Annotated in this window: 9 protein-coding genes; 7 read left to right on the top strand and 2 right to left on the bottom strand. The window is 71.6% G+C overall.

All coding sequences use genetic code 11. The features are described from left to right. The first annotated feature begins 21 nt into the window (after positions 1-21). Entirely contained in the window at positions 22-1,464 is a 1,443-nt protein-coding gene (locus ACTWP9_RS06090) for a sugar porter family MFS transporter (RefSeq protein ID WP_443244943.1), read from the top strand. Positions 1,465-1,569: 105 nt separating this feature from the next. Here the strand turns inward: ACTWP9_RS06090 and ACTWP9_RS06085 are convergent, their stop codons facing one another. After that, a complete protein-coding gene (locus ACTWP9_RS06085; protein ID WP_443244942.1) occupies positions 1,570-2,589 on the bottom strand; it encodes an LLM class flavin-dependent oxidoreductase in 1,020 nt (339 codons plus the stop codon). Positions 2,590-2,696: 107 nt separating this feature from the next. On the opposite strand from ACTWP9_RS06085, the gene ftsY reads away from it, so the two are divergent. Then, entirely contained in the window at positions 2,697-3,926 is a 1,230-nt protein-coding gene (gene ftsY / locus ACTWP9_RS06080) for a signal recognition particle-docking protein FtsY (RefSeq protein ID WP_443244941.1), read from the top strand. Positions 3,927-3,998: 72 nt separating this feature from the next. Here ftsY and ACTWP9_RS06075 read toward each other — a convergent pair whose 3' ends face one another. Further along, the gene (locus ACTWP9_RS06075; RefSeq protein ID WP_443244940.1) at positions 3,999-4,730 is read right to left on the bottom strand and encodes a bifunctional DNA primase/polymerase; all 732 of its coding nucleotides are present in this window, start codon (positions 4,728-4,730) and stop codon (positions 3,999-4,001) included. 352 nt (positions 4,731-5,082) lie between these two features. Between ACTWP9_RS06075 and ACTWP9_RS06070 the strand changes: the two genes are divergently transcribed. The 5 genes from ACTWP9_RS06070 (at position 5,083) to ffh (ending at position 12,953) form a co-directional block, all read left to right on the top strand. After that, the gene (locus ACTWP9_RS06070) at positions 5,083-6,711 is read left to right on the top strand and encodes a hypothetical protein (RefSeq protein ID WP_443244939.1); all 1,629 of its coding nucleotides are present in this window, start codon (positions 5,083-5,085) and stop codon (positions 6,709-6,711) included. A 310-nt stretch (positions 6,712-7,021) separates the two neighbouring features. Next, positions 7,022-8,323 carry an ammonium transporter gene (locus ACTWP9_RS06065; RefSeq protein WP_443244938.1) on the top strand — a complete coding sequence of 434 codons (1,302 nt, stop codon included), beginning with the start codon at positions 7,022-7,024 and terminating at the stop codon, positions 8,321-8,323. After that, positions 8,320-8,658 (top strand): P-II family nitrogen regulator, encoded by a 339-nt coding sequence (locus ACTWP9_RS06060; protein ID WP_433099071.1) that lies wholly within the window; start codon positions 8,320-8,322, stop codon positions 8,656-8,658. Before ACTWP9_RS06065 ends, ACTWP9_RS06060 begins: the two co-directional genes overlap by 4 nt. Positions 8,659-8,822: 164 nt before the next feature. Continuing rightward, on the top strand, positions 8,823-11,297 hold the full coding sequence (locus tag ACTWP9_RS06055; protein ID WP_443245247.1) for a [protein-PII] uridylyltransferase: 2,475 nt from the start codon (positions 8,823-8,825) through the stop codon (positions 11,295-11,297). A 105-nt stretch (positions 11,298-11,402) separates the two neighbouring features. Further along, the gene (ffh, locus tag ACTWP9_RS06050) at positions 11,403-12,953 is read left to right on the top strand and encodes a signal recognition particle protein (protein WP_443244937.1); all 1,551 of its coding nucleotides are present in this window, start codon (positions 11,403-11,405) and stop codon (positions 12,951-12,953) included. The last annotated feature ends 31 nt before the right edge of the window (positions 12,954-12,984 follow it).

Here is a 12,984-nt window from a genome sequence, read left to right as displayed (position 1 = left end):
GGGGTACCTCAGGAGAAGAACGTGACCAGCACAGCGCAGGACGCGCCGCAGACACCGCAGCCGCGGCCCGGCACCGGAGCGCACACGGCGCCCCTTGGCCGTGTCGTCTTCATCACCGCGGCAGCCGCCATGGGCGGCTTTCTCTTCGGCTACGACAGCTCAGTCATCAACGGAGCGGTGGAGGCGATCCGCGGCCGCTTCGACGTCGGCTCCGCCATGCTGGCGCAGGTCATCGCCGCCGCCCTGATCGGCAGTGCGATCGGTGCTGCCGTCGCCGGCCGGATAGCGGACCGCATAGGCCGTATCCAGGTCATGCGGCTGGCCGCCGTCCTCTTCATCGTCAGCGCCGTCGGCTCGGCCCTGCCCTTCGCGCTGTGGGACCTGGCGATGTGGCGGGTGCTGGGCGGTATCGCCATCGGTATGGCCTCCGTCATCGGCCCGGCCTACATCGCCGAGGTGTCGCCGCCCGCCTACCGGGGCAGGCTCGCCTCCTTCCAGCAGGGCGCGATCGTCCTCGGTATTGCTGTGTCCCAGCTGGTCAACTGGGGCATCCTCAACCTCGCCGACGGTGACCAGCGCGGTACCGTCGCCGGGCTGGAAGCCTGGCAGTGGATGCTCGGCATCATGCTGATCCCCGCGGTCGGTTACTTCCTGCTCTCCTTCGCCATCCCCGAGTCCCCGCGCTTCTTGATCTCGGTCGGCCGCCAGGACAAGGCCCGCGAGGTGCTGGCCGGCGTCGAGGGTGAGCACGACCGCCTCGACCTGCGGATCAGCGAGATCGAGACGGCCATGCGCAGCGAGCACAAGTCCACCTTCCGGGACCTGCTCGGCGGGCGCTTCGGCCTGCTGCCTATCGTCTGGGTCGGTATCGGCCTGTCCGTCTTCCAGCAGCTCGTCGGCATCAACGTCGTCTTCTACTACTCCTCGACGCTGTGGCAGTCGGTGGGCATCAACCCCGAGAGCTCGTTCCTCTACTCCTTCACGACCTCGATCGTGAACATCATCGGCACCGTCATCGCGATGATCTTCGTCGACCGGATCGGCCGGAAGCCGCTGGCGCTGATCGGCTCGGTCGGTATGACCCTCTCGCTGGCGTCTGTCGCCTGGGCGTTCTCGGCCAAGACCGGCTCCGGCGACAAGGTCTCGCTGCCGGACACCCAGGGCGTCGTCGCGCTGGTCGGCGCGCACACCTTCACGCTGTTCTTCGCCCTCTCCTGGGGTGTGGTCGTCTGGGTGCTGCTCGGCGAGATCTTCCCGAGCAAGATCCGCGCCGCCGCGCTCGGTGTCGCCGCCTCCGCGCAGTGGGTCGCCAACTGGGCCATCACAGCCAGCTTCCCGAGCCTGTCGGAGTGGAACCTGTCCGCCACGTACGTCGCCTACACGGTCTTCGCCCTGCTCTCGATTCCGTTCATCCTCAAGTGGGTGCCGGAGCCGAAGGGCAAGGCGTTGGAGGAGATGGGCTAGCCCCCCCGCCGCCCACTCCTCGTACGGCGCTGCCCCGGCTCCTTCGCCAGGAGCCGGGGCAGCGGGCTTTCGCCGTCCGTTTCGCCACGGATACGCGGTGGGTGCTCAGTCCTCGATCTTCTTCAGCTGCGGAATGACCTCCTGAGCGAGCAGCCGCAGCGAACGCCAGCCCTCCTCCACCGGCATGCCGCCGCACAGCGGATGCAGCAAAATCTGCCGCGCCCCCTCCGGCTGCCGCGCCACCAGCGCCAGGCACTCGTCCGGGGTGACGAAGCGGTAGACGCCCTCCGCGCGCAGCTGGTCGACGGTCGTCGCCTGCGCCGTCATCGCCGAGCGCACCTCCGACGTCTGCCAGGAGGCGTACTGGCGCGCCTCGTACAGAAAGTGCTCACCCAGTTCCGCCCAGGCCCGATCCGGGTCGTCCGTCAGATGTACGACGCAGATCTCCGCCGGCGGCATCAGGCACAGCGGAGCACTGCCCGCAGCTGCACAGCGCTCCTCGTAGTAGCGCGCGAGCTCCGGCAGGTGCGCGGGGAGGAAGAGCGGCAGCCCCAGCCGTGCGGCCCGCCGCGCGGCCGGGCGCGAGCTGCCGCCGACGAACAGCGGTGGATGCGGGCTGCTGTACGGGCGCGGGGTGACGCGCACCGTGCGGCCCCGGTAGCTGAACGGCTCACCGGTCCAGGCGGCAAGCAGCGTCTCCAGCACCTCGTCCTGCCGGGCGCCGCGCCGGGCGAAGTCCAGCCCCAGCGCCGCGTACTCCTCCGGGCGGTAGCCGATCCCCGCCACCGTGACCAGCCGGCCGCCACTGACCAGGTCGAGCACGGCGATGTCCTCGGCCAGCCGCAGCGGGTCGTACAGCGGCGCCAGGACCGCGCAAGCCGTCACCAGTGTGCTGCGCGTACGCCCCAGAAAGGCGCCCGCGAGGGCGAGCGGCGCGGGCAGCCAGCCGTCGGGGGAGCCGTGGTGCTCCTCGACGATGAGCGAGGTCACACCGTGCTCGTCGGCGTACCCCGCCATCTCCAGCGCGGCCCGGTAGCGGTCCACGGGGCGCTCGGCCGAATCCCCGGCACCCGGCGGCTGTTCGGGCTGGACGAGGTTGAAGCGGACACTGGTCGTCACGGTCACGTGGGCCCCCACCGGAAGACGGCATCTGCGGGTGCTGGACCGTAGTGGAGCGCGCGCGAAGAGGGAATGGCCGCGAAGCGTTGACGGTGGTCGATACTGGAGCCGCTATGGAAATCGTCATCCTTGTAGTAGTCATCGCTGTGATCGCGCTCGCCGCGATCAGCGGGCTGGTGGTCAGCGGCCGCAGGAAGAAGGCTGCCGAGACCAGGCCCGAAACCCCCGAGAGCACTGCCGAAGCCCCCACACGTACAGCCGAACCGAAGGTCGGGGAGGAGGCTGAGGCCCCGCCCGAAGGCGCCCGCCGCACGATCGAGGAGGTCGGCCTTCCCGAGGCCGAGGAGGCGGAGGCCGAGGCCCCCGTCACCGCCGAGGCGGCCACGGCTCCGCCCGAGGTGGAGACTCCGGCTCCGACCGCGGGCCGCCTGGTGCGGCTCCGCGACCGGCTCTCCCGCTCCCAGAACTCCCTCGGCAAGGGCCTGCTGACCCTGCTGTCCCGGGAGCACCTGGACGAGGAGACCTGGGAGGAGGTCGAGGACACCCTGCTGACCGCCGATGTCGGCGTCGGCCCCACCCAGGAGCTGGTCGAGCGGCTGCGCGAGCGCGTCAAGGTGCTTGGCACCCGCACCCCCGACGAGCTGCGCGGCCTGCTGCGCGAGGAACTGCTCAAGCTGGTCGGCACCGACCTGGACCGCACCGTGCACACCGACACCCGGGGCGCCGTCGACCGCCCGGGCGTGGTGCTGGTCGTCGGCGTCAACGGCACCGGCAAGACCACCACCACCGGCAAGCTCGCCCGGGTGCTGGTGGCCGACGGCAAATCGGTGGTGCTCGGCGCGGCCGACACCTTCCGTGCCGCCGCCGCCGACCAGTTGGAGACCTGGGGCACGCGTGTGGGCGCCCGTACGGTCCGTGGCCCGGAGGGCGGCGACCCCGCCTCGGTCGCGTTCGACGCGGTCAAGCAGGGCACCGAGGCCGTCGCCGATGTGGTGCTGATCGACACGGCGGGCCGGCTGCACACCAAGACCGGACTCATGGACGAGCTGGGCAAGGTCAAGCGCGTGGTGGAGAAGCAGGGCCCGGTGGACGAGGTGCTGCTGGTGCTGGACGCCACGACGGGTCAGAACGGACTGGTGCAGGCCAGGGTGTTCGCGGAGGTCGTGGACATCACCGGCATCGTGCTGACCAAGCTGGACGGCACGGCCAAGGGCGGCATCGTCGTCGCGGTCCAGCGCGAACTGGGCGTCCCGGTCAAGCTCGTCGGCCTGGGCGAGGGGGCCGACGACCTGGCTCCCTTCGAACCGGATGCGTTCGTGGATGCCCTGGTCCAGGAGAGCTGAAGCCGGCAGTTGTCGTCGCGGTGGCAGGGGGTGTGCGGGGCGCTGTCCCCACACCCCCTGACCATGTGCGGGCTAGCGCAGAGCCGCGCCCCAGCCCGCCGTGCGCGGCCGCACGACGGCTGAGCGGTGGCACACATACGCGAGGGTGCCCAGCAGCAAGCGGGCCTGCGGAGGGCGGCCCGCCGCCTCCAGCGTCGGTGCCCGCAGCCAGCGCACGGGCCCCAGACCGGCGAGGTCGGACGGCGGCGCCGTGATGTGCTCGCCCTCACCCCTGCCGCGCAGATCGAGATCGGCGTCGTCCCAGCCCATCCGGTAGAGCAGCTCCGGGAGTTCGGCAGCGGCGCCCGGGGCGACCAGGAACCAGGCCCGGCCGTGCGGCGTCGCCGCCACCGGACCCAGCGGCACCCCCATCCGCTCCAGCCGCACCAATGCGCACTGGCCGGCGCTCTCGGCGACCTCGATCACGTCGAAGGCGCGGCCTGTGGGCAGCAGCGTGGCGGCGCCGGGGACCGCGGCCCAGGCGCGGGACGCCTCGTCCAGGGTGGCGCCCGCCGGCACTTCGAGGGAGGCGTCGAGCGGATGGTCGCCGGGGGAGGGGCAGGCGCTCGCGCCGCAGGAACAGGCGACACGGCCGCCCGAGCGGGTGGCGCGGGCGCCGGGGACGACGTCCCAGCCCCAAAGGCTCGTGTACTCAGCGACGTTGGTGCACACCTGGGCGCGTTCGCGCCTGCGTGCGCCGGGCCGCAGCTCACGGATCTCGCGGATGCCGCTGAGACCGCTGATGGCGCCGATCGTGAAGCCCATGCTCACTCCAACGGGTCCCGAATGCTTATGGTTACGACAACGTTGCACACAGTGACGGCTGGACTCCTGGGTGAGGACGGGAAGGTGGGGACGAGGGCTGCCTCTCCGTGGAGTTGTTTCCCAGGTGTCAAGTCAAGCGCGTCCCAGCGCTCCGGGGTTCATCCGAAGGGGTGGCGAATGGTGGCGATTCTGCAATTACGCTCGCCTGGTTCGTGATCGTAGGATTACTTTCGGTACACACAGTGGAGAGAGCGCGGCGGCGGACTATGCCGGAGGCATGGCGGGTCGAGGGTGCTGCGGACGCGCGGGGGTGCGCGGACCCACCTGGCTCTGAACGCGTCGCCGAGCCGGGATGGGGGCGTTAACAGTGGCTGAGCGAGGCCAGGCGAGCAAGAGCCCGAACGAGCGTCTGGGCTCGTGGTTCATGCGCAGTGGCTGGTCCAAGGGCGAGCTGGCCCGCCAGGTGAACCGCCGGGCACGCCAGCTGGGTGCACACCACATCAGCACCGACACCTCCCGGGTACGCCGCTGGCTGGACGGCGAACAGCCCCGCGAGCCCATTCCCCGCATCCTCTCCGAGCTGTTCTCCGAACGCTTCGGCTGCGTCGTCGCGGTAGAGGACCTCGGGCTGCGCCCCGCCCGGCAGTCCCCCGCGGCCTCCGGGGTCGATCTGCCCTGGGCCGGGCCGCAGACCGTGGCGATGATCAGCGACTTCACGCGCAGTGACCTGATGCTGGGCCGCCGCGGCTTCCTGGGCACCTCACTGACCGTATCGGCGGGCCCCGCGCTGATCGAGCCCATGCAGCGCTGGCTGGTCCCGGGCACCGGCAGCGAAGCCGCGCTGCCGGGGGAGCAGCCGGTCTCCCCGGCCGACCCCACCGTCCCCGCGCCCCGTGACATGCTGCGCGGTGCGGCCGTACCCGGCATCGGGCAGTCCCCGTATGCGGGACGGCAGCGGCAGGCCGCCGGCGGAGAGGGTGCCGGGCGGGGCGGTGGCGGACTGCGGCGCGGGCCGCGGCTTTCCGCGCCCGAGCTGGAGCTGCTGGAGCAGACGACCGAGATGTTCCGTACCTGGGACGCACAGTGCGGGGGAGGGCTGCGCCGCAAGGCGGTCGTCGGACAGCTCCACGAGGTCACCGATCTGCTGCAGGAGCCGCATCCGGAGCCCGTCCGCCGCCGCCTCTTCCGCGTCACCGCCGAACTGTCCGAGCTGGCGGGCTGGATGAGCTACGACATCGGCATCCAGCCCACCGCGCAGAAGTACTTCGTCCTGGCGCTGCACGCCGCCAAGGAGGCGGGCGACCGGCCCCTCGGTTCGTATGTGCTCAGCAAGATGGGGCGCCAGATGATCCATCTGGGCCGCCCCGAGGACGCGTTGGAGCTCGTCCACCTCGCCCAGTACGGCAGCCGGGAGGGCGCCACGCCCCGCACCCAGGCCATGCTCTACGCGATGGAGGCGCGCGCCTACGCCAACATGGGCCAGCCCGGCAAATGCAAGCGCGCGGTCCGGATGGCGGAAGAAACGTTCTCGGACATCGACCGCTCGGACGCGGACCCCGGCTGGATCCAGTTCTTCTCCGAGGCCGAGCTGTGCGCGGAGAACGCGCACTCCTACCGCGATCTGGCCTACTCCTCCGGCCGCAGCCCGACCTACGCCTCGCTGGCGCGGCCCGTGATGGAGCGCGCCGTCGAGCTGTTCGCCAAAGAGGCCCGCGAGGCCGAGGGCGGCGGTCACCAGCGCTCCTACGCGCTCAACCTGATCGGCATGGCCAGCGTGCACCTGCTCCAGCGGGAGCCCGCGGGCTGCGTGGCGCGGGCGAGCGAGGCCCTCGGTGTCGCCAAGCGGCTGCGCTCGGAGCGGGTCAACAACCGGCTGCGGCGCACCACGGCCGGTGCCGTCCGCGAATTCGGTGAGCTCGCGGATGTCGTGCACCTGAACGAGCGGCTCCGCGTCGAGCTGGCCGAGGTCGCGGCGGGCTGAGGGCCCCGGGCTGCGCTGCGGCTGCGGAGCTGTTGCCCGGCAGCGGTGAGGGAGCGCAGCTGTATCGGGAACGAGCGGGCAGCTGTATCGGTGAGGGAGCGCAGCGTACGCGCGTTCTTGCGGCGAAGGTCGCGGTTCATCTCCTCGTAACACCGGTGGGCCGGTTTTCACGGTCTTGAAACACCGAGGGGCGACGGCGGAAACGGGGCTTCGGAAACCTGTCAGTCAACCCGCCCCCCTCTCCCAGCCTGCGGGCCGGGAGGTGCCCCCACCGGCCTGCAGGGTCGCGAACCCCGAGGAGACGTCCACATTGAACGGCGCGGATACCACTTTCGTCTTGGTCAGCGCGTTTCTCGTGATGGTGATGACGCCTGGCCTCGCCTTTTTCTACGGCGGCATGGTCCGGGTGAAAAGCGCCCTGAACATGCTGATGATGTCCTTCATCTCACTGGCCATCGTCAGCGTTCTGTGGGTGCTCTACGGATACTCGCTGGCGTTCGGCCCTGATACCGGCGGAGTCATCGGGAACCTGGACTTCATCGGTCTCAAGGGCATCTCGCCCGAGTCCCTCACCGAGAAGGGCGGCATCCCGGTCTTTGCGTTCATCCTCTTCCAGATGATGTTCGCGATCATCACGCCCGCGCTGATGAGCGGCGCACTCGCCGACCGCGTGAAGTTCAGCGCCTGGGCGGTGTTCCTCACACTGTGGGTGACGATCGTCTACTTCCCCGTCGCGCACTGGGTATGGGCCGAGGGCGGCTGGCTCTTCGACCTGGGAGTCATCGACTTCGCGGGCGGTACCGCCGTCCACATCAACGCGGGTATCGGGGCGCTGGCCGCCGTGCTCGTGGTCGGCAAGCGCATCGGCTTCAAGAAGGACCCCATGCGGCCGCACAGCCTGCCGCTGGTCATGCTCGGTGCCGCGCTGCTGTGGTTCGGCTGGTTCGGCTTCAACGCGGGCTCGGCGCTGGCCGCCGACGGCACCGCCGCGAACATGGCGCTCAACACCCAGCTCGCGACCGGCGCCGCCATGCTGGGCTGGCTGATCTACGAGCGGGTGAAGCACGGTGCGTTCACCACGCTGGGTGCCGCCTCCGGCGCCGTCGCAGGACTGGTGGCGATCACTCCGTCCGGTGCTGCGGTCAACGCCATGGGCGCGCTGCTCATCGGTGTCGTCGCGGGTGCGCTCTGCTCGTGGGCGGTCAGCCTCAAGTACAAGCTCGGGTTCGACGACTCGCTGGACGTGGTCGGCGTGCACCTGGTCGGCGGCGTCATCGGCACCCTGCTGGTCGGCTTCCTGGCCACGGACGGCGGCGGCCTGACCCAGTTCGGCAAGCAGGCGCTCGGCGCCTTCTCGGTGATGGCGTTCTCCTTCGTCGCCTCCTGGCTGCTGGCCAAGCTGGTGCAGGCAACGATGGGCTTCCGGGCCGACCCGGAGGACGAGGCGGCCGGCGTCGACCAGGCGTTCCACGCGGAGACCGCGTACGACTTCAGCGCCGTCGGCGGCTCCTCTGTCCGCGACCGGGGAGGGCTGCCCGGCCCCGGAGCGGCGAGCGGTGAGAGCGTGGCCGCGACCGGTAGTGACCGTCACGACAGCAAGGTGGACGCATGAAGCTCATCACCGCGGTGATCAAGCCGTATCAGCTCGACGAGGTGAAGGAGGCGCTGCGGGCCTTCGGCGTCCAGGGCCTCACCGTCACCGAGGCGAGCGGCTACGGGCGGCAGCGCGGCCACACCGAGGTCTACCGGGGCGCGGAGTACACCGTCGACCTCGTCCCCAAGGTGCGCATCGAGGTGCTGGCCGAGGACGAGGACGCCGAACAGCTCCTGGAGATCGTCGTCAAGGCCGCACGCACCGGCAAGATCGGCGACGGCAAGGTGTGGGTGGTACCGGTCGAGACGGCCGTCCGGGTACGGACGGGCGAGCGGGGGCCGGACGCACTGTGACGGACGCGGCGGGGGCACGGACAGCGGCGGGGGAGCGCGGGGCCGACGGCCCGGAAGCGTTCGCGGCGAACGGCTCGGACGCCGAAGGGGCTGCGGGGGGCGGCCCGGGCCGGGGCCCGGGCCGCGCCGGCGAAAGCCACGCCGAGGGGTACGCCGCAGCCAGGGTGCGGCTGCTCCAGGACACCGAGCTGTCCGGCCCGGACCGCCGCCGCGCCCTCTCCCGGCTGACCGACCAGTGGCTCGCCCAGCTGTTCGCCGCCGCCGCGCCCGCCGGGACCGCGCTGGTGGCCGTCGGCGGATACGGGCACGGCGAGCTCTCCCCGCGCAGCGACCTGGATCTGCTCCTGCTGCACGACGGCAGCACCGAAGCCGGTGCCCTCGCGGCCCTCGCCGACCGCCTCTGGTACCCCGTCTGGGACCTCGGCCTGGCCCTCGACCACTCCGTGCGCACCCTGGCGGAGGCCCGCACCGCCGCCGAGGAGGACCTCAAGGTGCAGCTGGGGCTGCTGGAGGCCCGGCATGTGGCGGGGGACGAGGACCTCACGGCGGAGCTGCGCACCGCCGCGCTCGCCCGGTGGCGCGCCGAAGCCCGCACCCGCCTCCCGGAACTTCACGAGTTCGCCACCGAACGGGCCCGGCGGCACGGCGAGTTGCGCTTCCTGCTGGAGCCCGACCTGAAAGAGGCCCGCGGCGGCCTGCGGGACCTCACCGCACTGCGCGCCGTGGCCGCCTCCTGGCTCGCCGACGCACCCCGCGAGGGGCTCCGGGAGGCGCGGGACACCCTCCTCGACGTCCGCGACGCCCTGCATCTGACCACCGGACGCGCCACCGACCGGCTCGCCCTCCAGGACCAGGACCAGGTCGCGGCGGCGCTCGGTCTGCTGGACTCCGACATCCTGCTGCGCCGCGTCTACGAGGCCGCGGGCGCCGTCAGCTACGCCGGCGATGTGACCTGGCGCGAGGTGGGGCGCGTGCTGCGGTCCCGCACCGGCGCCCCGCGCGGCGCCCGGCTGCGCGGGCTGCTGGGCGGCGGCAGGCGCTCCGCCTCACGCGCGGGCGCCCCCGTGCAGGAGCGGACGCCACTGGCGGAGGGTGTCGTCGAGCACGAGGGGGAGGCAGCGCTGGCGCTGCACGCCCGCCCCGACCGCGACCCCGTGCTGCCGCTGCGCGCTGCCGCCGCGGCGGCCCAGGCGGGGCTTCCGCTGGCGCTGCCCGCCGTACGCAAGCTGGCCCGTACCGCGCCGGAGCTGCCGGTGCCCTGGCCTGCCGAGGCGCGGGAGGAGTTCGTCACCCTGCTCGGCGCCGGCGAGGCGACCGTCCCGGTGTGGGAGGCCATGGACGCTGCAGGGCTGATCGCCCGGCTGCTGCCCGACTGGGAGCGGGTGCGCTGCCGCCCGCAGCGCAACCCCGTGCACCGCTACACCGTGGACCGCCACCTGGTCGAGACCGCCGTACGGGCGTCCGCGCTCACCCGGCGGGTGCACCGCCCCGATCTGCTGCTGACCGGTGCGCTGCTGCACGACATCGGCAAGGGCTGGCCCGGCGACCACTCGGTCACCGGCGAGACCATCACCCGTGACCTGGCAGCCCGTATCGGCTTCGACGCCGTCGACACCCGGACACTGGCCACCCTCGTACGCCACCATCTGCTGCTCGTCGAGACGGCGACGCGGCGGAACCTGGACGACCCGGCCACCGTCCGCTCCGTCGCCGAGGCGGTGGGCTCCCACGGCACCCTTGAACTGCTGCACGCCCTGACAGAGGCGGACGCGCTGGCCACCGGACCGGCCGCCTGGTCCTCCTGGCGCGCGACGCTGGTGGCCGATCTGGTGTCCCGGGTGGCCGCTGTACTCGCCGGTGAGCCCGCGGCCGACCAGACCGACGACGGGGAGCTGACGGCAGAGGGCGAACGCCTGGCGATGGAGGCGTGGCGCACCGGCGACCCCGTACTGACGCTGTACGCCCAGAAGGCGGGTCACCCGGAAGCGGCAACGGCGTCGGAGGGTGCGCATGGGGCGTCCGGCGGTGAGCACGGGCCCGAGCCGGTCGGCGTCGAGCTCTCCGTGGCACTGCCCGAGCAGCCAGGTGTCCTCCCGGCGGTCGCCGGCGTACTGGCCCTGCACAAGCTGACCGTCCGGGCGGCGGATCTGCGACTGGCGGAGCTTCCAACAGCGGTGGCGGAAGACGGGACCGCGACGGATGAGACCCCTCGCGTTCTGCTGCTCACCTGGCGCGTGGCCGCTCAGTACGGCTCGCTCCCGCAGGCGGCGCGGCTGCGGGAGGACGTCGTCCGCGCCCTCGACGGCTCCCTCGGCCTCGCCTCCCGGCTGGCCGAGCGGGAGGCCGCCTACCGCCCGCGCCGCACCGGAGTCCAGCCACCGCCGCCGCGTGCCAATGTCGCCCCGGGCGACTCCGCGGCGGCCACCGTGATCGAGGTACGGGCCCAGGACGCGCCCGGTCTGCTGCACCGCATCGGCCGGGCCCTGGAGGAGGCCGGTGTACGGGTACGCAGCGCCCATGTGAGCACCCTGGGCGCGAACGCCGTCGACGCCTTCTATGTGACGGACGCCGCCGGAGCGCCCCTCTCGGACGTGGCGGCGGCCCGGCTCGCCCAACGGCTCGAGGCCGAGCTGCGCTGAGCTCTGGCGGGGCCCCGATCCGGACGGGCGGGGAAGCCCCGCCCGCGAGGCGGCTACCCTTGGCAGAGATTGACTCCGCCACCGACCCGAGGACCGACGAGCGCTGTGTTCGATACCCTTTCCGACCGCCTGAGTGCGACGTTCAAGAACCTCCGGGGCAAAGGGCGCCTCAGCGAGGCGGACATCGACGCCACCGCGCGCGAGATCCGTATCGCCCTGCTCGAGGCGGACGTCGCGCTCACTGTGGTGCGCGCCTTCATCAAGCAGGTCAAGGAACGCGCTATGGGGGCCGAGGTCTCCCAGGCGCTGAATCCGGCCCAGCAGGTCATCAAGATCGTCAACGAGGAGCTGATCGGCATCCTCGGCGGCGAGACACGGCGCCTGAGGTTCGCCAAGAACCCGCCGACCGTCATCATGCTCGCCGGTCTGCAGGGTGCGGGTAAGACGACCCTGGCGGGCAAGCTGGGCCGCTGGCTCCAGCAGCAGGGCCACACGCCGATGCTCGTCGCGGCCGACCTGCAGCGCCCGAACGCGGTCAACCAGCTCTCGGTGGTCGCCGAGCGCGCGGGCGTGGCCGTCTTCGCCCCGGAGCCGGGCAACGGGGTGGGTGACCCGGTCAAGGTCGCCAAGGACTCGATCACCTACGCGCGCGACAAGCAGCATGACGTGGTCATCGTCGACACCGCGGGACGCCTCGGTATCGACCAGGAGTTGATGCAGCAGGCTGCCGACATCCGCGACGCGGTCAGCCCGGACGAGATCCTCTTCGTCGTCGACGCCATGATCGGTCAGGACGCGGTCACCACGGCGGAGGCGTTCCAGGAGGGCGTCGGCTTCGACGGTGTCGTGCTCTCCAAGCTCGACGGCGACGCGCGCGGCGGTGCGGCCCTCTCGGTCGCGCAGGTCACCGGCAAGCAGATCATGTTCGCCTCCAACGGTGAGAAGCTGGACGACTTCGACGCCTTCCACCCCGACCGGATGGCCTCGCGCATCCTCGGTATGGGCGACATGCTCACGCTGATCGAGAAGGCGGAGCAGACCTTCAGCCAGCAAGAGGCCGAGAAGATGGCCGCCAAGCTGGCGAAGGGCCCCAAGGAGTTCACGCTCGACGACTTCCTGGCCCAGATGGAGCAGGTCCGCAAGATGGGCTCGATCTCCAAGCTGCTCGGCATGATGCCGGGCATGGGCCAGATGAAGGAGCAGATCAACAACCTGGACGAGCGCGAGGTCGACCGCACCGCCGCCATCATCAAGTCCATGACCCCCGCGGAACGCGCCGAGCCGACGCTCATCAACGGCTCGCGGCGGGCCCGTATCGCCCGCGGCTCCGGGGTGGATGTCAGCGCGGTCAAGAACCTGGTGGAGCGCTTCTTCGACGCCCGCAAGATGATGTCCCGGATGGCCCAGGGCGGCGGCATGCCCGGGATGCCCGGCATGCCGGGGATGCCCGGTGCGGCCGGGGGCAAGAAGAAGGGCAAGCAGAAGAAGGTCAAGGGCAAGCGTCAGTCGGGCAACCCGATGAAGCGCAAGCAGGAGGAGGAGGCCGCGGCGGCGCGGCGGGCCCAGGGCGGCGCCCTCGGCATTCCGGGCCCGGGCCAGGACCCGGGCGACTTCGAGCTCCCCCAGGAGTTCAAGGACATCCTGCCCCCGAAGTGAGCGTGCCGCGGCAAAGACGGATGATGTCGTC

The organism is Streptomyces sp. 3N207, from assembly GCF_052246355.1.
In the GTDB taxonomy this organism is placed as follows: Bacteria; Actinomycetota; Actinomycetes; order Streptomycetales; family Streptomycetaceae; genus Streptomyces.
The sequence above is the reverse complement of the archived record's forward strand: the minus strand, read 5'-3'. Positions and strand labels throughout refer to the sequence as shown.

What these genes read in the sequence shown, in the direction of transcription:
- ACTWP9_RS06075 (WP_443244940.1), bottom strand. Translation starts at nt 4,730, where the DNA reads ATGGGCTTCACGATCGGCGCCATCAGCGGTCTCAGCGGCATCCGCGAG.
- ACTWP9_RS06060 (WP_433099071.1), top strand. Translation starts at nt 8,320, where the DNA reads ATGAAGCTCATCACCGCGGTGATCAAGCCGTATCAGCTCGACGAGGTG.
- ftsY (WP_443244941.1), top strand. Translation starts at nt 2,697, where the DNA reads ATGGAAATCGTCATCCTTGTAGTAGTCATCGCTGTGATCGCGCTCGCC.
- ACTWP9_RS06070 (WP_443244939.1), top strand. Translation starts at nt 5,083, where the DNA reads ATGGGGGCGTTAACAGTGGCTGAGCGAGGCCAGGCGAGCAAGAGCCCG.